Origin of the sequence: Pseudarthrobacter sp. NPDC092202, from assembly GCF_044755505.1 — a bacterium.
Lineage (GTDB): Bacteria > Actinomycetota > Actinomycetes > Actinomycetales > Micrococcaceae > Arthrobacter.
In genome coordinates this window covers 172,851-195,718 of sequence record NZ_JBIVRG010000004.1, presented here as the reverse complement: position 1 = coordinate 195,718, position 22,868 = coordinate 172,851, and the positions used below count along the sequence as shown (strand labels likewise).

The following is a 22,868-nucleotide window of genomic DNA, read 5'->3' as shown; positions in this document are numbered from 1 at the left end:
AGGCAGGGTGCCGCGCATTGCGTAAGAATGCGCGGCACCCTGGCGCCAGCCGATAGATTGGCATGCATGACTGAAGCCTCCACAGACTCTGCTGCCGGCCGCACCATCCTGGTGGTCAACGGGCCAAACCTTAACCTGCTGGGAACCCGTGAACCGGAGAAATACGGCACCTCAACCTTGGCCGACGTGGAGCAACTGGCCGCAGCAGCAGCTGAAGCCCACGGCTTCAGCGTCGAATGCGTGCAGTCCAACCACGAAGGCGTCCTGCTGGACGTCATCCACGCAGCCCGGAACAACGCCGCGGGCATCGTCATCAACGCCGGCGCTTTTACCCACACTTCCGTGGCCCTCCGGGACGCCCTCGCCGCCGTGCAGCTTCCCGCCGTCGAGGTTCACATCACCAACGTGCACCAGCGCGAAGAATTCCGGCACCACTCGTACCTCTCCCCCGTGTGCTCAGCCGTCATAGTGGGCGCAGGCGTTCTGGGGTACCGGCTGGCCATCGACTACCTCGCAGAGGTCCTCTAGCCGCTGAAGCTGCTACTTCTGGATGCACTGGCCGGAGGACACCGGCGCTGACAGGGACGCCGCCTGCGATGCCACGGGATTGAGGTCATCCATGGTGATGGCGAATCCCATCTCCGTGTCCGCCGTCGCCTTGGCGAAAATCACTCCTGCCACCTGGCCGTCCATGGTCAGCAGCGGCCCGCCAGAATTTCCGGGCTGCACGTCCCCGGCGAGCCGGTAGATCTCCTCGGGCGAGGCGTTGTTGCCATAGATGTCCGGCACCAGCACCGTGGTGATGTCCTGCACTGTGGCGGGCTTGGACTGGAAGGGGCCGCCGTGGGGATAGCCGGCGAAGGCGGCAGGACTGCCGCCGGGAAGGTCCTGGCTCAACGGCAGCGCACTTGCCTGCAGGCCGTCCACAGCCAGCACGGCAAGGTCGTGTTTTGTGTCGAAGTAGACAACCCGCCCTGGCATCGCTCCGCCGTCGGGCATTTCCACCACCGGCTGCGACACGCCCGCCACAACATGCGCGTTGGTGACCACCCGGTCCTCAGAAACCACAAAGCCGGTACCCGTCTGGTTCTGGCCGCACTGGTACGCGGTTCCGGCGATCCTCAGCACCGACTCCGCGGCCCGGTTCAGCGCGGGAGTGTCAGTGCTCGCATTCGGCACCGGCACTGCCGGCCCCTGTTCCAGGCCCTCCAGCAGCGTGGGGATGCCGTTGCCGATCACGGTGGAGCGCAGCTGCGCCATGGTGGCTTTGACGGGGACGGGCGTCAGCCCATCGATGAACCGGATGACCTTGGACTCGGCGAGCTGCTGGGACACGAACGGCACACCAAGGGAGCTGACGCTGAAAGCCAGCATGGACATCACCAGCGCGGACACCACCACGTTCACCGCTCCGCCCACCAGGCGGTCCACAGCCCGGAGGGGCCGGATCCGCACGGCGCCGCGGATTTGCCGCCCTGCCATGGTTCCCACACCGTGCCCCAGGACCACCAGCACGACGGCGGCCGCCACGATGGCGGTCAGCCTCCATCCGGAGTCCTCAACGAAGCCGCTCACCAGGGGAACCGCGAAGAAGGCTGCCACGGCCCCGGCGGCAAACCCTGCGATGCCGCCCGCCGTCACCAGGAAACCGTTGCGCAGTCCGTAAACCAGGTATGACAGCAGCGCCAGAATCAGGATCAGGTCCAGGACAGTCAAGCCGACCACTAAGGCTCCTTATTAAACAGTTGAATCCCCATTCTAGTGGGGCTCACTGACAGTTCTCTGGAGAGCCCGCCCCTTGTGGCAGGCGCGCTTTGGGCGGCTCCCCCTCCACCTCCCTGCCGCCCCTGCTCGTCCTGTGACGCCTCGGGTGGTGGCGTTGCGGCCCGGTATCGGGGCGTTTCGACTGCCAAGTTCGTCACAGAACCTTGAAAATTCTGAAACAATGGCACAAGCGCCACAGCCGACACTTTTATTCAGGAGATTTCATGGACATCGAGGTACTGCGCCGAGCACCCCTTTTCGCCACGCTCGACGACGACGCATTCCGTCTGCTGACGGACGAGCTCACCGAGGTGGACCTTTCCCGCGGCGCTTCGGTATTCCGCGAGGGCGACCAAGGTGACCAGCTCTACTTCATCGTCTCCGGCAAGGTGAAGCTCGGCCGGACGTCGCCTGACGGACGCGAATCCCTTCTGGCGATCCTGGGCCCGGGTGAACTCTTCGGCGAAATGGCCCTCTTCGATCCGAGCCCCCGCACCGCAACCGCAACCGCAGTGTCGGAGACCCGGCTGGCCGGCCTCAAGAACGAGAGCCTGAACACGCTGCTCCGCACCCGCCCGGAGGTTTCTGCACAGCTCCTGCAGGCGCTGGCCCGCAGGCTCCGCCGCACCAACGATTCGCTGTCCGACCTCGTCTTCTCCGACGTTCCGGGGCGCGTAGCCAAGGCGCTCCTGGACCTTGCCGACCGTTTCGGCCGCCCGGCAACGGACGGAGTCCTGGTCGCCCACGAGCTCACCCAGGAGGAGCTGGCCCAGCTGGTTGGCGCTTCCCGCGAAACCGTCAACAAGGCCCTCGCCGAGTTCGTCCAGCGCGGCTGGCTGCGGCTGGAAGCCCGCGCCGTCGTCATCCTGGACATGCAGCGCCTCCGCCAGCGCTCCCGCTAGCAACTGACTGTCTCTGGCCCGAGGCCGACATCCTCCGCGTGCTGCTCCTTCGTCGCTTTGACGCACGCTTCCGGATGCCGGACCTCGGGCCTTTTGTTCGTTACCCCGGACGCTCTCTCGTTTAATGCGGGCTTTCCCGCAACCCTCTCTCGCTCGTCCTGCGGAAAGTGCGCGAGCGTCCGCGCAGAACCGGCATCAATTGGGAGAGCGTCGGGGGTGGGGGTCCGCCGCGGCAGCTAGCGTTCGCGCTGGGGATCGTCCGCCGTTGTTTTTGCGGCCTCGACTTCAAGCATGAGCCTGCCGTCTTCTTCAACCAGGGCCGGCTGGTACACGTGGGCCTTGCGCTTGTAACTGAGGTAGGCGATGCAGCCGTTGGCCGCGGCCATCTTTTCGAGCATGATCTCGGAGCCGGGAACCAGAAGCTCCCCGAGCGTGCGGCCAACAGTATTTTCCTGGCCTACTTCATCACCCAGGGCTGTGGTGTGCCGTTCGGCAATGACGTCGGCGGCATTGACCCACCGGCCCCAGACACCTTTGCCCTCCAACAGCGTGGGCTGCTGGTTCAGGGGAACGGTGGCCGCAAAGTACCGGGTGTCGAACCGGCGGTGGGCAAAATCGGGGCTGCGCCAATTGACCAGTGACTTGAGCAGGTCGGTCCGGACCGAGAGCCCCCGCTTGGCCAGGACCTCCGGGAACGTCTTTTCCTGCTCGGCGACGGCCACGCGGGCGCGCATCCATTCCGGGGTTGATGTCGCTTCCACGGTGCTGGCCATGTCGAGGCCGGCCAGCAGCAGGCCGGTCTCCTCGAAGAGTTCGCGGATAGCGCCCAGCACGTGCCGCCGCGCCAGCCCGACGTCGTCCGTTCCCATCTGCTCAGCCCAATGCTGTGGCGACGGGCCCAGCCACGGGACGGGATCGTCGTCGGCCGCATCCAGCGAACCGCCGGGAAACGCCAGGACTCCCAGCGGCGAGGAGCCCGGCCGGTAGGCCAGCCAGGTTTCCAGGCCGGTTGGGGAATCCCGCAGCAGCACTACCGAGGAGGCAAGGCGTGCTGCCCGCGGGGTCCGTTCGCCGTGTTCGAGCCAGCTCTGGGCCGCCCCTTCAAGGTCCTGGGGAAGGGCAAAGAGCCGTCTGGCGAGGTGAGGCAAGGGAAACGACCGGTCCTAGCTGAATTCGGCTATCAGTTCGACCTCAACGGGAGAGTCGAGGGGCAGCACGGAAACGCCGACGGCGGAACGTGCGTGCTGGCCGGCGTCACCCAGGACGCGTCCCAGCAGTTCCGAGGCTCCATTGATGACGCCGGGCTGGCCGGTGAACGAAGGATCGGAGGAGACGAATCCCACAACCTTGACGATGCGGGTGATGCGGTCAAGGTCGCCGATAACGCTCTTGACGGCCGCCAGGGCGTTAACGGCGCATATGGCCGCGAACCGCTGCGCATCCTCGGGGGAAACGGTGGGCTCGTCTGCGTAGCCTTCGGTCCCTGCCGACACCTTGCCGGTTGCCGGCAGCTTGCCATTAACAAAAGGCAGCTGTCCGGACGTGTACACGTGGCTGCCGGAGACCACCGCGGGAACGTAAGCGGCCACGGGAGCGGCCACTTCCGGAAGGGTCAACCCAAGGTCTGCGAGCCGCTGCTCGACAGCGGAAACGGGGGCGTCAGCCGCGCCGGGCTGGGCCTGTGCGGAGGTGCTCACGCTACTGCTTCTCCCTCTTGAGGTAGGCAACCAGGCCGTTGCCGTCAGGTCCGGGAACAACCTGGACCAGCTCCCAGCCGTCGTCTCCCCACTGGTCAAGAATCTGCTTTGTAGCGTGAATAATGAGCGGAATCGTCGCGTACTCCCATTTGGTCATGAGAGAAAGACTAGTCCTTGCCGGTAAAGTGGAAAACATGGCGACTCGTACGAACCCATTATTCGACACTGCCACCACCCTCGGAAAAATCCTCGTTTTCCTTGGCGTGAGTGCTATTTGCGGTGTCCTGGTAGCAGGCCTGCTGGTTCCTGCGGCGGCCGTTTCAGGCAGCGCGGCCAGCGGTTCGATCGAGTTCTTCGACACCCTCCCGGACGAGCTTAAGGTTGACCCGCCCAACCAGACCACCAGGATCCTGGCTGCGGACGGCAGTGAAATCGCCAGCGTCTACAAGGAGAACCGCACCAAGGTTGCCCTGGACCAGATTTCGCCCTTCATGAAGGAAGCCGTCATCGCCGTCGAGGACAGCCGGTTCTATGAGCATGGCGGCGTGGACACCACGGGTATCCTGCGCGCGCTGGTCAGCACCGCGCGCGGCAACAGGCAGGGCGCCTCCACCATCACCCAGCAGTACGTCAACAACGTCCTCAACTCCAACCTCGCCGCAGAGGGCAGGGACGAGGACATCAAGCTCAACGGCGTGAACAAGGGCGTGGGCGACAAGCTCCGCGAGATGAAGCTCGCCATTGCACTGGAGAAGGAGTTCAGCAAGGAGCAGATCCTTGAGGGCTACCTCAACATCGTGTTCTTCAACCGCGACGCCTACGGCATTGAAGCCGCGTCCAGGTTCTTCTTCAGCACCTCGGCCAAGGACCTCACCCTTCCCCAGGCCGCGCTGCTGGCCGGCCTGGTCAACAGCCCTTCCGCCTTTGACCCCATCACCAACCCGGAGAACGCGAAGCAGCGCCGGGACCTGGTGCTGAGCCTGATGCGGGACCAGGGCAAGATCACGCAGGCAGACTACGACGCCGCCGTCGCCACTCCGGTGGAAACCAACGTCACCCCGGCCCGGCAGGGTTGCGCCTACGCTTCCACCGCGCCGTACTTCTGCGACTACGTGCTGCACCTGCTGGAAAACAATCCCGCATATGGCGCCGACCTTGATGAGCGGAAGCGCCTCATCTACGGCGGCGGCCTGACCATCACCACCACGCTGGATCCGAACGCGCAGGCAGTAGCCCAGGAGCAGGTCAACGCCTCGGCTGGCGCCAACCCGGACAAGTGGGGAGCCGCCATGGTTTCCGTGCAGCCCAACTCCGGCAAGATCGTCTCGATGGCCCAGAACACCTCGTTCCTGCCCGCCGAAGGCGCCTTCGATTCCCAGGTGAACTTCAACGTGGACAAGCTGGACAAGGACGGCAACGACCTCAACGGCCTGGGCGGCGCCCAGCCCGGCTCCACCATGAAGCCGTTTACGTTCGCCCAGTGGCTTGAGGAGGGCAAGTCCATGAACACCGTGGTCAATGCCGCCCAGCGCCGCTACCCGCTCAACTTCAAGTGGCGCAACTCCTGCGGCCAGGTGACGGGCGCCTACAACACTGCGGAAAAGTCTCTCGGCGCTGCCGAGGACCTCCAGAATGCCGAACCCCAGTGGTACCGTCCGCTGTCCGTCCTTGAAGGCCTGTACAACTCCATCAACACCGTCACCTTCGCTTCGGCGGCGCAGTTGGATTTCTGCGGCATCCAGAAGATCGTGGATGCGACGGGACTTCATGGCGGACTGCCGGCCGACGGCGACCCCAACCCGAAAATCAACATGTCCATGCTGGGCAACCTGCTGGGTTCCACCCAGACGGCTCCGCTGACCATGGCCAGCGCCTTCGCAACGTTCGCCAACGATGGCAAGTACTGCGAGCCCATCGCCATCACTGCCGTGACTGACCAGACCGGCGCCACGCTGCCGGCGCAGTCCAGCAGTTGCAGGGATGCGGTCAAGCCGGAGGTTGCCCGCGGCGTGAACTACGCCCTCCAGGAAGTACTGAACCGCGGTTCCGGCTCACTGATCCAGCCCCGGATCTCCACCCGGACCAGCTTCCCAATCGGCGCCAAGACCGGTACCTCAAACATGAACGAATCGACGTGGGTTGTTGGCCACACCACCGGCCTGGCCACCGCGGCCTGGTTTGGTGATCCGCTGGGCGCCCAGAACCGACCGGGCCAGAACATCACCGTGAACGGAAAGTTCTACAAGGGCATCGACGGATACATGATTGCCGGGCCCATGTTCTCGAACTTCATGTCCCGGATTGCGCCCGCATACGGCACTGAGCCGTTCCCCGCCCCGCCCAGCAGCATGCTGAACGGAACAACCCGGAACACCACTCCCGCCACTACGGCACCGCGGGCAACCCAGGCTCCGGCAACCCAGCCCCCGGCTGCTCCCGCACCCGAAGCGCCTGCCGCCACCGAGCCTGCCCCGCAGCCGACCAACAGCGGAAACGGTAATGGCAACGGAAACGGCAACGGCTAGCCGCCGATGACCTCGACTACTACGCTGGCCGGCCGCGCTCGGACCCTCGGACGCGGCCTTGCCGTCGCCGCCGGGGCCGGCGCTGCAGCCGGGGCAGCCGCCTTCGGATATGGCCTCTGGGAAAAGGACCAGTTCGTCCTCCGCGAGGAAACGCTGGCCATCCTGCCGCCGGGGCATGCCCCCTTCCGCATCCTGCACCTGAGCGATATCCACTTCATCACCGGCCAGAAGAAGAAGGCAGCCTGGCTTCAGTCGCTGGCCGACCTCAAGCCGGACCTGGTGGCCAACACCGGCGACAACCTCAGCCACCCCAAAGCCGTTGACCCCGTCCTGGCCGCCCTGCGCCCGCTCATGGAGTTCCCCGGGGTCTTTGTTCCGGGCTCCAACGACTACTTCGCCCCTAGCCCGAAGAACCCTGCCCTGTACCTGCTGGGGCCTTCCAAGGTAAAGCCCAAGCCCAAGATGCTTGACTGGCCGCGGCTGCGCTCAGGTTTTGGCATGGCGGGCTGGATTGACCTGACCAACCGCCACCAGTCCCTGGTGCTGAACGGCATCCGCTTTGACTTCTCGGGGGTGGACGACCCCCACCTGAAGCGCGAAAAGTACGCCGGGTGGCCCCGCGGAACCGTGAGCCAGGATGCCGCGGACCACCTCAAGGTGGCCGTCATCCATGCGCCCTACCAGCGGGTGCTGGACCACTTCACCGAGGACGGCGCCGACCTCCTGCTCGCCGGCCACACCCACGGGGGCCAGATCTGCGTCCCGGGCTACGGTGCGCTGGTGTCCAACTGCGACCTTCCCACTTGGCGGGCAAAAGGGCTTAATGACTGGCAGAGCAATGGAAGGACGACTCCGGTCAACGTGTCCGGCGGCATCGGCACCTCCCGCTTCGCCCCAGTAAGGATCGCCTGCAAACCCGAGGCCGTCCTGCTGACCCTCACGTCACCCGGCTGATCGAAGCATTACAAGCCGCAATAACTGGCCAAGCTGTTTATCACGCTGAAATTCCTGTGAACCGCCTCACGTCCATGGCATAGGGTAGTTGCTACGGGAAACTACATTCGTTTTAGAGCTTGAGAAGCGGGCATGGCCAAGCAATCATCATTTTTTCGATCGATCAGTCGTCTCTATCCCCATGTCCGGCCCATCATTCCACGGCTCCTGCTGGGACTCGTGTGTGCGCTGCTGGCCAGTATCGTTGCCCTGGCGATCCCCCAGGTCCTGCGGGTGCTGGTCAACGAGTCGCTGCAGCCGGGCGGCGCCACGGAGGCCATCTGGGTGTCAGCCGGAATCATCCTGGTCCTGGGCATAGCCGAGGCGGGACTGGTGGCCCTCCGCCGCCAGTTCGTCATCAACCCGGCCACCACCGTGGAAACCCGGATGCGTGTGTCGCTCTACGACCACCTGCAGGAGCTCACGGTCTCCTTCCACGACCGCTGGGGCTCAGGCCAGCTCCTCTCCCGCGCCATGACGGACCTCAACTTCCTGCGCCGCTGGATGGCTTTTGGCGCCATCATGCTGGTGGTCACCACGCTGACCGTGATCATCGGCATCGCCGTCATGTTCGCCATGAGCTGGCAGCTCGCCCTGATCTTCCTGGCCGCAGCCGTGCCCATCATGGCGTACAGCTTCCGTTTCCGCACCCGCTTCAGCAAGGTGGCCCGCCGCAGCCAGGACCAGGCCGGTGACCTGGCCACCACTGTGGAGGAGTCAGTGCACGGCATCAGGGTGCTCAAGGCTTTCGGCCGCAGCCGGGAAGCACTGGAAAACTTCGAAGAACAAGCCGAAGAACTGCGCCAAACAGAGATCGATAAGGCGCGCCACCAGGCCTTGTTCACCATGGTGGTCACGCTCCTGCCGGAACTTGCCCTGGGCGCAGGCCTGGTGGTGGGCATCATGCTCTGTGCCAGCGGGCAACTGAGCATCGGCGCACTGGTGGCGTTCTTTGCCACGGCGGCCGTCATTGCCTCACCCGTGGAATTTTCCGGCATGCTGCTGGCCATGGCACTCACTGCCAAGACCGCCGTCGACCGCCACTACGAAGTCATGGATTCCGCCAACACCATCACCAGCCCCCCGGAACCGCGCCGGCCGGACAACCTCGCGGGCGCCCTCGAATTCCATAACGCCACTTTTGCCTACGAGGATGCCCCGGACAAGCCCATCCTGGAGAACATCAGCCTGGACGTCCGGCCCGGTGAGACCATGGCCCTGGTGGGCATCACGGGCAGCGGCAAGAGCGCACTCATCCAACTGGTGCCCCGGCTGTATGACGTCACCGGCGGCTCCATCAGCATCGACGGCGTGGACCTGCGGGACTTTGATGTGGAGGAACTGCGCCGGATCGTGGCCGTGGCCTTCGAGGACACCACCCTGTTCTCAAACTCCGTCCGTGACAATGTGCTGCTCGGCGCCCCGGACCGCAGCGAGGCCGTCCTGGAGGAAGCCCTGGATGTGGCCCAGGCACACTTCGCCTACTCCCTGCCGGAGGGCCTGGACACCCTGATCGGCGAGGAAGGCCTGAGCCTGTCCGGCGGTCAGCGCCAGCGGATCGCCCTGGCGCGGGCAATCGCGGCCCGGCCCCGCGTGCTGGTGCTGGACGACCCCCTCTCCGCCCTGGACGTCCACACGGAGGAACTGGTGGAGACGCGGCTCCGCGCCGTCCTGAAGGACACCACCACCCTGATCGTTGCCCACCGGCCGTCCACCGTGGCCCTCGCGGACAGGGTGGCGCTGCTTGAGGAAGGCCGGATCACCGCCGTCGGAACCCATACGGAACTGCTGGCGGGCAATGACCATTACCGCTACGTCATTGCGAGCCTGGACCAGGAACCGCGGGACCTGGACTCGGAACTTTCGGACCTCAAGGAAGAAGCAGCGATCCAGGAAGCGGAGGTCACCCGATGAGCACCGCCTCCTTCGGCACTGCCAATGAAGACAATGCCCACCTCAGCAAGAGTGACAGCAGGGCAGTCCGACGGCGGTCGCTGGCACTGCTGCGGTCACTGATCCGCCCGGTGCGGCTCCGGTTCTGGCTGACCATCGCCATGGTGGTCCTCTCCCAGGCCGCAAGGGTGGCGGGGCCGGCGTTGATCGCCTTTGGCATCGACCGGGCCCTCCCCGCCCTGCAGGCAGGGGACAACGCACCCCTGGTGTTCACAGGTGCCGCCTACCTCCTTGCAGCAATTGCGACGGCGGGGCTCACGGCCCTGTATGTCACCTCCACCGCGAAGCTCAGCCAGGCGATGCTGCTGGACCTGCGCCTGCGGGTCTTCCGCCAGACCCAGGGGCTGAGCCTCGAGTTCCACGAAAAATACACGTCGGGCCGGATCATCGCCCGGCAGACCTCGGACCTCGAAGCCCTCCGCGAACTCCTGGACTCCGGCGTCAGCTCGCTGGCGTCAGGGATGCTGTTCATGGTCTTCACCGCCATTACCGTGTTCGCCCTGGACTGGCGGAGCGGACTGCTGGTGCTGGCCGCCGGCGTGCCCATGTTCTTCCTGGCCCGCTGGTACCAGAAGCACTCCCAGATCGCCTTCCGCGAATCCCGCGTGGTCTCCGCCCGGCTCATTGTGCACTTCGTAGAAACCATGACCGGCATCCGCGCCGTCAAGGCCTTCCGCAAGGAGCAGGAAAACTCCGGCCGTTACGGCCAGCTCGCTGAGGACTACCGGCGGGTCACCGTCCGCTCCATCAACCTCAACGGCATCTTCCAGCCGGGGCTGGTACTGATCGGCAACGTCTGCGTGGCTGTGGTGCTGCTCTTTGGCGGCTTCCGCGTCCTGGCCGGTGACCTGGAGGTGGGTGTGCTCCTGGCACTTATCCTTTCCACCAAGCGGTTCTTCCAGCCGGTGGACCAGATGGCCATGTTCTACAACTCCTTCCAGAGCGCGCAGGCCGCGCTCGAGAAGGTGTCGGGGCTCCTGGAGGAGGTGCCGACGGTCCGCCCGCCCAAGAATCCCGTCCCCCTGAAGCAGGCCAAGGGAGCCATCGACTTCAACGGAGTGGAGTTCCGCTACGGCGAGGGCCCGCTGATCGTCCCCACCCTGGACCTCCACATCCCCGCGGGCCAGACTGTTGCCCTGGTGGGACAGACGGGCGCCGGCAAGTCCACGCTGGCAAAGCTCATTGCACGCTTCTACGACGTCTCCTCCGGTTCCCTCACGCTCGACGGCGTCGACGTCCGCAACCTGGGAACCACGGACCTGCGCCGCAACATTGTCATGGTCACCCAGGAGGCATTCCTGTTCAGCGGCTCGGTGGCGGACAACATCGCCCTGGGCCGCCCCGAGGCGTCCCGGGCAGAAATCGAGGAAGCGGCCAAAGCCGTAGGCGCCCACGACTTCATCATGGAACTTCCGGAAGGCTACGACACCGACGTCAACAAGCGCGGCGGTCGGGTCTCGTCGGGGCAGCGGCAGCTCATCAGCTTTGCGCGGGCGTTCCTGGCACGTCCGGCCGTGCTGATCCTGGACGAGGCCACGTCCTCCCTGGACATTCCCTCCGAAAGGCTGGTGCAGCAGGGCCTGGCACGGCTCCTGGCGGGCACGGAGGCAGCCCGCAGGACGGCCCTGATCATTGCCCACCGGCTGTCCACGGTGGAGACCGCAGACCGGGTGCTGGTGGTGCATGACGGCCGGATCGTGGAAGACGGCAGCCCGGCCGAGCTCATTGGCGGGGGCGGGCGGTTTGCCGACCTCCACGGAGCCTGGAAGGACTCGCTGGTCTGATTCCGTTGCAGCAGTTCGCGGGATTTCGCATCGGGCCCCGGCATCGGCTATCCTTGTAAAGTTGCTTTTGCAGCGGATCGGGATGTAGCGCAGCTTGGTAGCGCGCTTCGTTCGGGACGAAGAGGTCGCAGGTTCAAATCCTGTCATCCCGACCAAAAAGAAAGAGGGTCTCCTTATGGAGGCCCTCTTCTTGTCTTAAAGGAAACAGCCCCGAAGCTTGCGCTCCGGGGCCATCCTCGCCTCCTGGTGTGAGGAAGCTTTTTACATCGGGTCAGGCCAGTTGCCTACGTACGTGGTGTACGAGGTATCGATGCTCTTGTCCTTGGTCTTCTTGGACATCGGGTCAGGCCAGTTTCCAACGGCTACCGAAGTTCCGGCAGAGTCCCCGAGGGAACCGGCAGACAGGACAGCTGGAGCCGCCGCAGAAAAAGCAAGGGCGCCTGCCAGTACGGCCGCGGTTGCGATCTTCTTCAACATAAATGGGTTCCTCAATACGAGTCGGATTCGTTACAAAGCCAGCACTGTCCTTGTTGACATACATTGTAAAATGTTTTCCACAGGGACTGTCAAGCATTTTGTACGAAGACCGTCCGGAAAAGGAGGAAAACCCGTGGGCAACGGATTCGGGGAGAAGCTCCGCGCGGAGCGTCTCGAACGGGGGCTGACACAGGCGGAACTGGGAAAGGACCTGTACTCCCCTAGCTATATTTCACTACTTGAGACCGGCCGCAGGGAACCTACGGCGGAGGTCATCGAGGAACTGGCACGCAGGCTGGAACTGGCACCCAAGGCGCTGGAGGCTTGGAGCCAGCCCATCTCAGTAAGCGATGCCGAGTACGTCCTCGCCGGGTTGTATGCCCGGCAGGCGTGGGACCTGAGGGACTATCAGCTGGCGGCCAGCCACGCAGCCACGGCCGCCAAGATAGCCCTCGAAGGCAGGAACACCAGCGCCTGGTGGAACATGACGTACATGCAGGCGGAGTGCCTCATCAAGCAGGGCAACTGGCAGGAATGCCAGCGGATCATGCAGCACCTGCTGGAGCACCCCATGGCCACCGAATCGGCGGGCCTCGCTGTACGGGCCCGCCAGATGCTTGCAGGCATCTCCCAGGGCCAGGGCCAGCTGAGCGCGGCGGTGGAGCACGCCATGGAAGCTGTACGGCTGTGTTCGCAGCTGCCGAAGGGTTCCACGCTCATTATCGGCGCCCACCGGGCATTGATCGGTGCGCTTGCCGAAAGCGGCCGGCTCGACGAGGCGTGGAAATACTGCCAGGCCATGATCGACCACGTGGACGAGCACTCCATGTCCCAGCTCGCCGGCGAAGTGGCGTGGGTGATCGGCAACGTCGCCTTCATGCGGCACGATTACCAGGAGGGTATCAAGCACCATGAACGGGCAGCCCGGCTGCTCTCCCCCGCCAACGACATCGAACTGTGGGCCCGGTTCAACAAGGCCTCGGCGGCGGTTCGCCTGTCCTCAGGGATCGTTGAACCGGAAACACTGTCCTCGATCGAGAGGGCCGAATTGGCCCTGTCCATCGTGGGCGGCAACAAATCGGACCAGCTGGAGGTCGCCTTCATCCGCGCCCGCTGGCTGTACCTGACCGGGGACATCGTTGCCGCCGTCGAGAAGCTCCGCGAGATCCATGCGGAGCGCGCCAGCCTGGCAAAGCACACCGCCGGTGAAGTGTCGCTGCTGCTGGGCAAGTCACTCAAGGCCGCAGGCGAATCCGAGGAAGCCCTGGTGCACCTCGAGGAAGCCCAGAAGGCCTTCAGCGCGGCAGGAGCAGCTGACCGCGTCCAGCAGGCCATGGACGCGGTCCTGGAAATAAAACTGGCCCAGCAGCGCGCGGCAGCCGCTGCCAAGGCCAGCTAGTCACACCACATCCGCCGGGAGCAGCTGGGGCTCCGTCAGGCGAAGGTTTTCCCCGTAAGTTTCTCGTAGGCCTCGACGTAGCGGCCGCGGGTACGGTCCACAACCTCGTTGGGCAGCGCCGGCGGCGGCGTATCCGAGGACTTGTCCCAGCCCGACTCAGCAGACGTCAGCCAATCGCGCACATACTGTTTGTCGTAGGACGGCTGTGCCTGTCCCGGCTGGTAGGTGGCGGCATCCCAGAAGCGTGACGAATCCGGCGTCAGCACCTCATCCCCCAGGGTGATGAGCCCCGAGACCGGGTCATAGCCAAATTCGACCTTTGTGTCCGCCAGGATGATTCCGCGCTCCCGGGCAATTTTCTCAGCGGTGCTGTAGATCTTGAGCGTCAGCTCACTCAGGCGCCCGGCAATATCGTCGCCAACCATGGCCACCACGGCATCGTAGCTGATGTTCTCGTCATGCTCGCCAACCTCGGCCTTGGCCGATGGCGTGAAGAGCGGGCGGTCCAGGCGCGACCCGTCAACCAGCCCCTCCGGCAGTGGAATGCTGCACACTGTCCCGGAGGCTTTGTACTCCTGCAGGCCGGTGCCTGTGAGGTAGCCGCGGGCGATGCACTCCACCGGGAACATGTCCAGCTTCTTGCAAATCATGGCCCGGCCCTCCACCTCGGCCGGGACGCCGTCCTCCACCGTGGAGCCCAGGACGTGGTGGTCCACGTCCAGCTGGTCGAACCACCACAGGCTGAGCTGCGTCAGGATGCGTCCCTTGTCCGGGATCAGGGAGGACAGGACGTGGTCAAAGGCGCTGATCCGGTCGCTGGCCACCACCAGCACGCAGTCCTGGCCCATACGCTGCAGGATGGCCTCGTCAGCCGGCTCGTAGAGGTCCCTGACCTTGCCCGAGTAGACGTGCGTCCATCCGGGAAGTTCGAGGGTCTTGGTGTTGAAACCGCGGGGTGCTGGATCGTTGCTCATATCAGGCCTTCGTCTTGGTCCCGTGGAGGGATGCGCTGGCAGTGGAGGGGACCTTTATCTCCCCGCGGGCGGCTTTGCCGCCAATATCCGTGCGGTACTGCGAGCCTTCTAGCTGGACCAGCTCCACGCCGTCGTACGCTTTTTCGCGCGCGTCCACGAGGTCGCTGCCGAGGGCGACGACGGCGAGCACTCGCCCGCCCGCGGACACCACTTTGCCCTCCTCGTCGAAGGCGGTGCCGGCATGGATGACGTGGACGCCGTCGAGCTCCTCCACCTTCTTGAGCCCGCGGATGCGGTCCCCGGTGCGGGGAGTATCAGGATAGTTTTCGGACGCGACGACGACGGCGACGGCAGTTTCCTTGGCCCACCGCAGCTCCTCTGCCTTGTCCAGTTCGCCCTTGGCGGCCGCCAGCAGCAGGGCGCCGAGGGGGGTCTTGAGCCGTGCCAGCACGGCCTGTGTTTCCGGATCACCAAAGCGGACATTGAACTCGATGACGCGGGTGCCGCGGGAGGTGAGGGCCAGCCCCACGAACAGCACGCCCACGAACGGGGTGCCGCGGCGGGCCATCTCGTTGACGGTGGGCTGGGCCACGCGTTCAATGACTTCCTGGACCAGGCCTTCCGGTGCCCACTCGAGCGGTGTGTAGGCGCCCATGCCGCCGGTGTTGGGGCCCTCGTCCCGGTCGAAAATCCGTTTGAAGTCCTGGGCGGGTGAAAGCGCCACGGTGTTGTGGCCGTCGCAGAGGACAAAGAGCGAAACCTCGGGACCGTCCAGGAACTCCTCGATCACCACGGAGCCGCCGGCATCGAAGCAGGACTGTGCGTGGGCCAGTGCTTCCCCGCGGTCCTTGGTGACCACCACACCCTTTCCTGCGGCGAGCCCGTCATCCTTCACCACGTAGGGTGCCCCGAAGGTATCGAGGGCCGATTCGGCTTCCTCGGCGTTGGTGGCCACCATGGCCATGGCGGTGGGCACTCCCGCTTCCGCCATGATTTCCTTGGCGAACGCCTTGGACGCCTCCAGCTGTGCTGCGGCCTTGCTGGGACCGAACACCGGGATGCCGGCCGCACGAACGGCGTCGGACACACCCGCGGCCAGCGGAGCCTCGGGGCCAACCACCACCAGGTCCACCGTCAGCCTGGTGGCCAGTGCGGCGACGGCGTCGGGATCATTGCCGTCAATCTTGTGGGTGGGGACCAGTTTGCTGATACCGGCGTTGCCGGGAGCTGCGTGGACCTCGGACACGTTGGGGTCGGCGAGCAGGGAGCGGACAATGGCGTGTTCGCGGCCTCCAGGGCCAATGACGAGTACCTTCACAGTCTCCAAGGGTACTTTGTGCACCCTGCAGGCTCCTAAGCTGTGTCACGGTGGATGCCGCGCCCGGCGAAGGAGACAATCCCGGACCCGGTCCGCTCCGAATAGCGTTCATGGAGAAGCTGAAGAACTGGTTCCGGGGACCCACTGCTATGGCGGCGCTGGCAGGCGTGGTGGCGGCCGCCGTCGTCCTTGCCGTGGCCGAACTGCTCGGGGCTTTCTTCACTGCCCGCGCAACGCCGGTGATCGCCCTGGGCTCAACCTTCATCGACTTCACGCCCTCCTGGCTGAAGGACTTCGCCATCGCCACGTTCGGCACCAATGACAAGGTTGCGCTCTTCGTGGGCATGGGCTTGACCATTGCAGCGCTGGCATGCGTGCTGGGGGTGGTGGCCCACCGGAAATGGGCGCTGGGTGTCCTTGGCGTCCTGTTCATGGGCGCCGTCATTGTGGCCAGCGTTGTGACCCGCGCCGGCGTGGGGGCATATGAAGCGCTGCCTACGGTGGTGGGAACTTTCGCCGGCCTCCTGGTGCTGCGGTTCCTGGTCAACAGGGTGCCGGCAACGAAGGCGTGGCCGGAAGCGGCGGCCGGTTCCGCCGTTGGAGACTCCCCTGATGCAGGGGCCGCGCCGGGCGCGACGCCCCGCGCCGCAACCAGCCGCCGCAGGTTTTTCGCGGCTGCTGGAATCACCGCAGCCGCCGCCGGCCTGGCCGCAACTGGCGGACGGCTGCTGGGTGCTGCACGCAGCAATATCCTCCAGGCGCGGGATGCCCTGCAGCTGCCAGTGCCTGCCAAGGCGGCGCCGCCCGTTCCTGCCGGCGTCCAGTCTCCGGTGCCCGGGGTGCAGCCCTGGGTAACGCCGAACGGCGACTTCTACCGCATCGACACCGCACTCAGCGTGCCGGAAATCGACGTGGCGGACTGGGAGCTCCGCGTCCACGGCATGGTTGAGGAGGAAGTCCGGCTCACCTTCCAGGACCTGCTCGACGCCGACCTGATCGAATCCCATGTGACGCTCACCTGCGTGTCCAACCCCGTGGGCGGCAACCTCGCCGGCAACGCCAAATGGCTGGGATTTCCCCTCCGGGAAGTGCTCAAGCGCGCCCGGCCCAAGGACGGCGCGGACATGGTCCTCTCCACCTCCATCGACGGCTTCAGCGCCTCAACGCCGCTGGAGGTACTGCAGGACGACCGGGACGCAATGCTGGCAATCGGCATGAACGGTGAGCCGCTGCCGCTGGAGCACGGCTACCCGGTGCGGATGGTGGTCCCTGGCCTGTACGGATTCGTGTCCGCCACCAAGTGGGTGGTGGACCTGGAGGTCACCCGGTTCGCCGACAGCAAGGCGTACTGGACCGAGCGGGGCTGGTCCGAACGCGGCCCCATCAAGACCATGGCCCGGGTGGACGTGCCCAAGTCCTTCGCCAAGGTACCAGCCGGGAAGGTTGCCGTGGGCGGCACCGCCTGGGCACAGACCCGGGGGATCACCAAGGTGGAGATCCAGGTGGACGACGGCGACTGGATGGAGGCCGAGCTGTCCACAGAGGCGTCCCTGGTCACCTGGCGGCAGTGGTCCTACCAGTGGAACGCCGCTCCGGGACAGCATTACATCAAGGTCCGGGCCACCGACGGCACCGGCGAGGTGCAGACGGAGCAGCGCGCGGACCCCGTACCCGACGGCGCGTCCGGCTGGCAGTCCGTGATGGTCACCGTGGAGTAACGCGGCATTCAGTGGGGCGACCCATAGACTGGCAGCATGCCCCACAACCCCCATGCCACCTTTACCGTGGACTCCGCCGTGGAACTGGCCGTCGTCGAACGCAGCGGCTTTGTGGAATCCCGGCACATCGGCTCGGCCGTCCTCCTGGCGGCGGACGGATCGGTCGTCACCGAACTGGGCGACATCAACACGCCCATCCTTGCCAGGTCCACGCTCAAGCCGTTCCAGGCCCTTGCGTCCATGCAGTCCGGCGTGCCTTTGCGGGGCGCGCAGGTGGCTGTTGCCTGCGGAAGCCACACCGGATCCCTGGACCACATGGACGTGGTGGCGGGAATGCTTAAAGCCGCCGGGGTCCGGGAGGACCAGCTCCAGTGTCCGGAGGCCTGGCCGCAGGACGAGACGGCCCGCACCTGGCTGGTCCGCTCCGAAAAGGGGAAGTCCAGGTTGGCGTTCAACTGCTCCGGAAAGCACGCGGCGTTCCTCTGGGCCTGCACGGAAAACGGCTGGGACACGCACAGCTACCTGGAACCGAACCACCCCCTGCAGCAGCGCGTCCGAACCGTGGTGGAGGAATACACCGGCGAGAAAATTGCGCACCTGGGCATTGACGGCTGTGGCGCACCGGTTGCCGCGGTATCCCTCAAGGGGCTTGCCCGGGGGTACTCGCAGCTGGCAAAGGCGCCGGGCGACCAGAGCTTCAGCGCCCGCGCCGCCACCATCGCCACCTCCATGCTGGACTACCCCTGGGCCGTCCAGGGCGTCGGCGAGGCCAACACGCTGGTCATGGATGAGCTGGAGATTATCGCCAAAATCGGCGCGGAGGGCGTGCTGGCCATGGCCACAGCGCAGGGAGTCTCCGTAGCCGTGAAGATCCTGGACGGAAACGTGCGTGCCACCTCATTGGTGGCCCTGACCCTCCTGGCCGCGGCGGGCGCGGTGGATATCCCCGCCGTTGCCGGCGTCCTGGAGAGGGTGGTTGATCCCGTACTGGGCGGCGGCCGGCCGGTGGGAAAGATCCGCCTTGGCCCGGCAGTGTCAGCACTTCTGGACTAGGTGCTTCTGGGCTGGATGCTTTTCGGTTGGGACTCCTGGACTTAACGTGTCACACGTGCTGGTCCACGATCACCGGGTTGCCGTCCGGATCAACAACAATGAAGCTCGCCGGCCCGGTTGTTCCTTCCTCCGCTTCGCTGGCGAAATTGACGCCCTTGCCCTGCAGTTCGCGCTGGAGGTCGCTCACGTCCGTGAAGGACTCCAGCGGCCGGGCGTCCTGGTCCCAGCCGGGGTTGAAGGTCAGGGCGTTCCGCTCCAGCATTCCCTGGAAGAGACCCACCACAGCCTGGCCATTTTTCAGGATCAACCAGTTCTGCGTGATGTCACCGGCAAAACGCGTAAATCCAAGCTTTTCGTAGAAGGCCGTTGAAGCGGCGATGTCCTTGACGTTGAGGCATACTGAGAAAGCGCCGAGCTGCACGGTCTGTTCCTTTCCCTTGTGACGAGGTGCTACAGATCGTACTCCCCCACCCAATTCCTTCCCTGTTCAGTATCCGCGGTACTCTGATTCCCTTTGCCGCTGCATCTCCAGGAAAGGGGCCCAAAAATGGCTGTAGCCCGTCGCCGGATCGACCCCCAGGAAGGCGCCGCCGCGGTGGAGGCGTGGCGGAAAGCCGCCGGACCGTCGTCGGACGTTCCTCTCCCGCGGGCCGTCCTGGCAACTGCGGTGCGCTACACACTCGAGGAGCTCACCGCGCGGGCGCCGGGCAATTCGGTGGAGGTGCGGGTGCCGCCTTTCGGCGTCACCCAGTGCGTGGAAGGACCGCGGCACACGCGCGGCACGCCGCCCAACGTCATAGAGTGCGACGCCGCCACCTGGCTTGCGATGGTCACAGGCCAATTGGGCTGGGCGGACGCTGTGGCCGCACACAAAGTCGCCGCCTCCGGACTCCGCGCGGACCTCTCGGCACTCCTCCCGCTGTAACGCCGGCAGCTCGCGGGTTGGGTCAGCCGCGGCCGATGAACGGCATCCCTGCTGCGGTGACGACCACCGATCCAACACTGGCGGACGGCGGCATGTTGGCCATCATCAGGACCGCGCGGGCGGCGTCCTCCACGGGGAAAGTCGGCTCCACGCGGCGGCTGCCGTCTGCCTGCAGCGCCCCCGCGCCCACGCCGATGGTGTCCATGATGTCCGTGGCCGTGTTGCCGATGTCGATCTGCCCGCACGTGATCCCAAAGCCCCGCCCGTCCAGTTCAATGCTCTTGGTCAGGCCGGTCATGGCATGCTTGGTGACGGCGTAGGCCACGGTCCGTGGCCGGGGCGAGTGCGCGGAGATGGAGCCGTTGTTGATGATCCGTCCGCCCTGCGGGTCCTGCGCCTTCATGCCCCGGACTGCGGCGGCGGCGCACAGCATGGACCCCGTCAGGTTCACCGCCAGGGTGGCGTTCCAGTCCTCCAGCGAAATTTCATCCACGCTGGCTGCCGGGCCAAACACCCCGGCGTTGTTGAACAGGACGTCCACCCGGCCCCAGCGCTGCAGTGCGGCCTCGAAAAGGCGCTCGACGTCGTCGGGCCGGGTGACGTCGCACGGCACCACCAGCGCTTCCGGGTGGTTGTCCGCCGTCTCCTTCAACTGCGCTTCCCGCCTGCCCGCCAGCGCTACCCGGTAGCCGGCGGCAAGCATCTGCCGGGCCACCTCCCGCCCGATGCCGGAACCTGCCCCGGTAACAACGGCGACGCGCAGGGCGGAAGGGGGAATGTTCACGCTGTTCTCCTGGGATATGGGTGCTAAAGCGATGCCGGGACACCGGCACTGTTCAGCGGCCAGCCTATGACGGTCTTGGGCCGCGGCGCAGCGTAGGTCCGGACCTTGGAGGTGGACAGGCGCATGCGGACCAGGGATTCGGCGATGGCCACGGCAGACGCGACGCCGTCCACCACGGGCACTCCGGCACGCTGCCTGATCTGTTCATCCAGCCCGGCCATTCCGCCGCAGCCGAGCACAATCACCTCGGCCTTGTCCTGGCTGACGGCAAGCATCGCCTGGTTGATGATGGCTTCCACGGCGCGCTCCGGCTCCTCCTCAAGTTCAAGGACGGCCATGCCGCTGGCCCGGACGGAGGCGCAGCGCGCGTCCAGTCCTGCCAGCTTCAGCCGGTCCTCGATGAGCGGAACGGTGCGGTCCAGGGTGGTGACCACCGAGTACTTGTGGCCCAGGAACATGGCGGTGCTGGCGGCGGCCTCGGTGATGTCCACCACCGGGACGTCGAGGAGTTCCTGCAGCCCCTCCCGTCCGTGTTCGCCGTAGCCGGCCTGCACCACGGCGTCGAACGGCTCCGGGTAGGAGGTGACGGCGTCCATCACGGCGATGGCGGCCAGGTAGCTTTCGAAGTTTCCTTCGCAGGAGTCCGCCCCGAACCGGGGTGTAATTCCCACGATCTCCGTGCCTGGAGCGGCGACGCTGCGTGCCGAGGCAGCGATGGAGTCCGTCATGGATTGGGTGGTATTGACGTTCGCAACGAGTATGCGCACAAGGGGCTCCTTAGTGTTTGCTGGCGACGGCGATGGCCTCGCCGTCACGGTCTTCGAGCCGCTGCGAGCGGTCCGCAATGAAGAAGTACAGGGCGGCCGCGATGCCGGCGGCGAAGAACCAGGCGAACGGTGCTGCTGCCGCCAGTGCCGGGACGAAGGCGATGAGGAGCGCCAGGACCGCAGCCGGCACCATGGCGATGATGGCCCTGGGGTTGACGCCGTTCTTGTAGTAGTAGGCACCTTCCGGCGATGCGGTGTACAGCTCGGGGACGTTGACCTTGCCGCGGCGGATCAGCCAGTAATCAGCCATGACGACGCCGAACAGGGGGCCGAGCAGGGCGCCGAGGCCGCCCAGGAAGTACACGATCACCAGCGGGTTGTTGTAGAGGTTCCAGGGCAGGATGACCAGGCCGATGACCGCGCTGACGAAGGCAGCCTTGCGGAAGTCCAGGTGCTTGGGGAAAAGGTTGGTGAGGGCATAGACCGGGGCCACGAAGTTCGCCATGAGGTTGACGGCGATGGTCAGGATCAGCAGCGCCAGGCAGGCCAGGACCAGGAAAAGCGTGTTGGGGATGGTCTGGACGATGTCCGAGGGGCTCTCGATGATGGTTCCGTTGATTTTGAACTGCCCGCCGGCCATCACCACGACGATCGCGCCGAAGACGAGCATGTTGATGGGGATGCCCCAGAAGTTTCCGCGGACCACGGCCTTCTTGGAGACGGCGGAGCGGGTGAAGTCGCAGAAGTTCAGGACGAACGTGCCGTAGATGGAGACCCAGAGGGCACCGCCGGCGAATATCGTGAGCCACATCTGGGGCCCTTCGAGGGCGTTGTCCGAGGACCAGGCAATGGCGCCGCCCGCTTCCATGAAGATCCAGACGGCGATGGCGGCCATGGTGACCAGGATGATGGGGCCGGCAAAGGCCTCGTACTTGCGGATCATCTCCATGCCGAAGCTCACGATGACCAGCTGGACAACCCAGAGGACGACGAAGGCGATCCACCCGAGGGTGGACAGGCCCAGGATGGAGTCCTTGTCCAGTTCTCCAAGGCCCGGGAACATGGCCACGAGCATCACGCGGAAGACGACGGACGCGAGGTAGGTCTGGATGCCGAACCAGGCGACGGCGACCGCGCCGCGGAGGAGGCTGGCGATCTGGGCGCCGCGGATGCCGAAGCTGATCCTGCTCATCACCGGGAAGGGAACACCGGTCTTGACGCCCATGAATCCGGAAAGATTCAGGAGGCCGAAGAGCAAGGCAGCTCCGATGCCAAGGGCAAGCAGTATCTGCCAGCCGCCAAGCCCCAGGGCGAACAGTCCGATGGCGAAGGCGTAGTTGCCGAGGCTGTGGACATCGTTGGCCCAGAGGGTGAAGATGCTGTAGCCGGACCAGCTCCGGCCGGCGCGTTTGGTGGGGGCAAGATCGACGTTGTAGAGGGTGGGGCTGATGGCCTGGCCTGATGCTGCGCTGGCTGATTCACAAAGAGCTTCGACGCCTGTGGCGGGGTGGGCGGAAGAGTCTGACGGCGCTGTCAGGTCAGGAGCCTTTTCGACGCCGACCGGTGGAGGGGTCTGCATGGGGATCTCCGGTTCTTGAAGGTTTCGCTGTGGTGAGCGCTGGTCCGGGGAGACCGGTTCTGTTATTCCACATTGCGAAAAGTAGATATTGCTTAGTGGAATAAGAGTATGACCTGCATCACCTACGGTCAAGGCGCCGCAGGGATGCCGCCAGTCACAATCGGCGCACACGCGCCAGCGGGCCTATGCCGGCGCTGCGGGCCGCCATTTGTGTTTGACCGCACTTCCGCATCCTCGCTAATCTCGTACAGCAATA

At 65.4% G+C, this 22,868-nt stretch carries 21 protein-coding genes and 1 tRNA gene; 11 read left to right on the top strand and 11 right to left on the bottom strand.

Going from position 1 to position 22,868, the window contains the following annotated elements; translation table 11 throughout:
• The first annotated feature begins 66 nt into the window (after positions 1 to 66).
• The gene (gene aroQ / locus ACIQF4_RS09055; RefSeq protein WP_350002991.1) at positions 67 to 528 is read left to right on the top strand and encodes a type II 3-dehydroquinate dehydratase; all 462 of its coding nucleotides are present in this window, start codon (positions 67 to 69) and stop codon (positions 526 to 528) included.
• 12 nt (positions 529 to 540) lie between these two features.
• Here the strand turns inward: aroQ and ACIQF4_RS09050 are convergent, their stop codons facing one another.
• Positions 541 to 1,725, bottom strand: coding sequence for a MarP family serine protease (locus ACIQF4_RS09050; protein ID WP_400515022.1), 1,185 nt, complete (start codon positions 1,723 to 1,725; stop codon positions 541 to 543).
• A gap of 263 nt (positions 1,726 to 1,988) precedes the next feature.
• On the opposite strand from ACIQF4_RS09050, the gene ACIQF4_RS09045 reads away from it, so the two are divergent.
• Positions 1,989 to 2,666 (top strand): Crp/Fnr family transcriptional regulator, encoded by a 678-nt coding sequence (locus ACIQF4_RS09045; RefSeq protein WP_013602309.1) that lies wholly within the window; start codon positions 1,989 to 1,991, stop codon positions 2,664 to 2,666.
• Between the two features lie 236 nt (positions 2,667 to 2,902).
• On the opposite strand, the gene ACIQF4_RS09040 is transcribed toward ACIQF4_RS09045, so the two are convergent.
• The 3 genes from ACIQF4_RS09040 to ACIQF4_RS09030 are packed head-to-tail and all read right to left on the bottom strand — an operon-like array spanning position 2,903 to position 4,520.
• Positions 2,903 to 3,814, bottom strand: coding sequence for an NUDIX hydrolase (locus ACIQF4_RS09040; protein ID WP_400515024.1), 912 nt, complete (start codon positions 3,812 to 3,814; stop codon positions 2,903 to 2,905).
• A gap of 15 nt (positions 3,815 to 3,829) precedes the next feature.
• A complete protein-coding gene (locus ACIQF4_RS09035; protein WP_400515026.1) occupies positions 3,830 to 4,363 on the bottom strand; it encodes a RidA family protein in 534 nt (177 codons plus the stop codon).
• Position 4,364: 1 nt separating this feature from the next.
• The gene (locus ACIQF4_RS09030) at positions 4,365 to 4,520 is read right to left on the bottom strand and encodes a DUF4177 domain-containing protein (RefSeq protein ID WP_003797879.1); all 156 of its coding nucleotides are present in this window, start codon (positions 4,518 to 4,520) and stop codon (positions 4,365 to 4,367) included.
• 37 nt (positions 4,521 to 4,557) lie between these two features.
• Between ACIQF4_RS09030 and ACIQF4_RS09025 the strand changes: the two genes are divergently transcribed.
• The 5 genes from ACIQF4_RS09025 (at position 4,558) to ACIQF4_RS09005 (ending at position 11,773) form a co-directional block, all read left to right on the top strand.
• Complete coding sequence (locus ACIQF4_RS09025) at positions 4,558 to 6,888, top strand: transglycosylase domain-containing protein (protein WP_400515028.1); 2,331 nt, start codon at positions 4,558 to 4,560, stop codon at positions 6,886 to 6,888.
• 6 nt (positions 6,889 to 6,894) lie between these two features.
• Positions 6,895 to 7,842, top strand: a complete 948-nt coding sequence (locus ACIQF4_RS09020) for a metallophosphoesterase (protein ID WP_400515030.1) — start codon at positions 6,895 to 6,897, stop codon at positions 7,840 to 7,842.
• Positions 7,843 to 7,974: 132 nt separating this feature from the next.
• Entirely contained in the window at positions 7,975 to 9,795 is a 1,821-nt protein-coding gene (locus ACIQF4_RS09015; protein ID WP_400515032.1) for an ABC transporter ATP-binding protein, read from the top strand.
• Complete coding sequence (locus ACIQF4_RS09010) at positions 9,792 to 11,618, top strand: ABC transporter ATP-binding protein (protein ID WP_350003004.1); 1,827 nt, start codon at positions 9,792 to 9,794, stop codon at positions 11,616 to 11,618. The genes ACIQF4_RS09015 and ACIQF4_RS09010 overlap by 4 nt, the downstream gene beginning before the upstream one ends.
• Positions 11,619 to 11,696: 78 nt before the next feature.
• Positions 11,697 to 11,773 (top strand) — tRNA-Pro (locus ACIQF4_RS09005).
• A 106-nt stretch (positions 11,774 to 11,879) separates the two neighbouring features.
• Here ACIQF4_RS09005 and ACIQF4_RS09000 read toward each other — a convergent pair.
• Positions 11,880 to 12,095, bottom strand: coding sequence for a hypothetical protein (locus ACIQF4_RS09000; RefSeq protein WP_231454009.1), 216 nt, complete (start codon positions 12,093 to 12,095; stop codon positions 11,880 to 11,882).
• A 133-nt stretch (positions 12,096 to 12,228) separates the two neighbouring features.
• On the opposite strand from ACIQF4_RS09000, the gene ACIQF4_RS08995 reads away from it, so the two are divergent.
• A complete protein-coding gene (locus ACIQF4_RS08995; protein WP_350003007.1) occupies positions 12,229 to 13,494 on the top strand; it encodes a helix-turn-helix transcriptional regulator in 1,266 nt (421 codons plus the stop codon).
• 35 nt (positions 13,495 to 13,529) lie between these two features.
• On the opposite strand, the gene ACIQF4_RS08990 is transcribed toward ACIQF4_RS08995, so the two are convergent.
• A complete protein-coding gene (locus ACIQF4_RS08990) occupies positions 13,530 to 14,468 on the bottom strand; it encodes a phosphoribosylaminoimidazolesuccinocarboxamide synthase (protein ID WP_350003009.1) in 939 nt (312 codons plus the stop codon).
• Between the two features lies 1 nt (position 14,469).
• Positions 14,470 to 15,786: a phosphoribosylamine--glycine ligase gene (gene purD, locus ACIQF4_RS08985; protein WP_350003062.1), complete on the bottom strand. Its 1,317-nt coding sequence runs from the start codon at positions 15,784 to 15,786 to the stop codon at positions 14,470 to 14,472.
• A 110-nt stretch (positions 15,787 to 15,896) separates the two neighbouring features.
• Between purD and ACIQF4_RS08980 the strand changes: the two genes are divergently transcribed.
• Together ACIQF4_RS08980 and ACIQF4_RS08975 are read left to right on the top strand one after the other, a co-directional pair.
• On the top strand, positions 15,897 to 17,504 hold the full coding sequence (locus tag ACIQF4_RS08980) for a molybdopterin-dependent oxidoreductase (RefSeq protein WP_350003011.1): 1,608 nt from the start codon (positions 15,897 to 15,899) through the stop codon (positions 17,502 to 17,504).
• 36 nt (positions 17,505 to 17,540) lie between these two features.
• Positions 17,541 to 18,557 (top strand): asparaginase, encoded by a 1,017-nt coding sequence (locus ACIQF4_RS08975; protein ID WP_350003012.1) that lies wholly within the window; start codon positions 17,541 to 17,543, stop codon positions 18,555 to 18,557.
• 49 nt (positions 18,558 to 18,606) lie between these two features.
• On the opposite strand, the gene ACIQF4_RS08970 is transcribed toward ACIQF4_RS08975, so the two are convergent.
• Positions 18,607 to 18,978: a VOC family protein gene (locus ACIQF4_RS08970; protein WP_400515036.1), complete on the bottom strand. Its 372-nt coding sequence runs from the start codon at positions 18,976 to 18,978 to the stop codon at positions 18,607 to 18,609.
• Between the two features lie 126 nt (positions 18,979 to 19,104).
• On the opposite strand from ACIQF4_RS08970, the gene ACIQF4_RS08965 reads away from it, so the two are divergent.
• Complete coding sequence (locus ACIQF4_RS08965) at positions 19,105 to 19,482, top strand: sterol carrier family protein (RefSeq protein WP_400515038.1); 378 nt, start codon at positions 19,105 to 19,107, stop codon at positions 19,480 to 19,482.
• A 22-nt stretch (positions 19,483 to 19,504) separates the two neighbouring features.
• On the opposite strand, the gene ACIQF4_RS08960 is transcribed toward ACIQF4_RS08965, so the two are convergent.
• From ACIQF4_RS08960 to ACIQF4_RS08950, 3 genes are read right to left on the bottom strand one after another with little or no spacing between them, the layout of a single operon-like run.
• Positions 19,505 to 20,266 (bottom strand): SDR family oxidoreductase, encoded by a 762-nt coding sequence (locus tag ACIQF4_RS08960; RefSeq protein ID WP_400515039.1) that lies wholly within the window; start codon positions 20,264 to 20,266, stop codon positions 19,505 to 19,507.
• 23 nt (positions 20,267 to 20,289) lie between these two features.
• A complete protein-coding gene (locus ACIQF4_RS08955) occupies positions 20,290 to 21,033 on the bottom strand; it encodes an aspartate/glutamate racemase family protein (protein ID WP_400515040.1) in 744 nt (247 codons plus the stop codon).
• 10 nt (positions 21,034 to 21,043) lie between these two features.
• Positions 21,044 to 22,612: an NCS1 family nucleobase:cation symporter-1 gene (locus ACIQF4_RS08950; protein ID WP_231454019.1), complete on the bottom strand. Its 1,569-nt coding sequence runs from the start codon at positions 22,610 to 22,612 to the stop codon at positions 21,044 to 21,046.
• Positions 22,613 to 22,868 lie beyond the last annotated feature (256 nt).

Bases quoted from the DNA above. Each gene is read 5' to 3' on its own strand.
- ACIQF4_RS08975 (WP_350003012.1), top strand. From the start codon at position 17,541: ATGCCCCACAACCCCCATGCCACCTTTACCGTGGACTCCGCCGTGGAA.
- ACIQF4_RS08990 (WP_350003009.1), bottom strand. From the start codon at position 14,468: ATGAGCAACGATCCAGCACCCCGCGGTTTCAACACCAAGACCCTCGAA.
- ACIQF4_RS09045 (WP_013602309.1), top strand. From the start codon at position 1,989: ATGGACATCGAGGTACTGCGCCGAGCACCCCTTTTCGCCACGCTCGAC.
- ACIQF4_RS09020 (WP_400515030.1), top strand. From the start codon at position 6,895: ATGACCTCGACTACTACGCTGGCCGGCCGCGCTCGGACCCTCGGACGC.
- ACIQF4_RS08980 (WP_350003011.1), top strand. From the start codon at position 15,897: ATGGAGAAGCTGAAGAACTGGTTCCGGGGACCCACTGCTATGGCGGCG.
- ACIQF4_RS09025 (WP_400515028.1), top strand. From the start codon at position 4,558: ATGGCGACTCGTACGAACCCATTATTCGACACTGCCACCACCCTCGGA.
- aroQ (WP_350002991.1), top strand. From the start codon at position 67: ATGACTGAAGCCTCCACAGACTCTGCTGCCGGCCGCACCATCCTGGTG.
- ACIQF4_RS08950 (WP_231454019.1), bottom strand. From the start codon at position 22,612: ATGCAGACCCCTCCACCGGTCGGCGTCGAAAAGGCTCCTGACCTGACA.
- ACIQF4_RS09030 (WP_003797879.1), bottom strand. From the start codon at position 4,520: ATGACCAAATGGGAGTACGCGACGATTCCGCTCATTATTCACGCTACA.
- ACIQF4_RS09015 (WP_400515032.1), top strand. From the start codon at position 7,975: ATGGCCAAGCAATCATCATTTTTTCGATCGATCAGTCGTCTCTATCCC.
- ACIQF4_RS08965 (WP_400515038.1), top strand. From the start codon at position 19,105: ATGGCTGTAGCCCGTCGCCGGATCGACCCCCAGGAAGGCGCCGCCGCG.
- ACIQF4_RS09010 (WP_350003004.1), top strand. From the start codon at position 9,792: ATGAGCACCGCCTCCTTCGGCACTGCCAATGAAGACAATGCCCACCTC.
- ACIQF4_RS09000 (WP_231454009.1), bottom strand. From the start codon at position 12,095: ATGTTGAAGAAGATCGCAACCGCGGCCGTACTGGCAGGCGCCCTTGCT.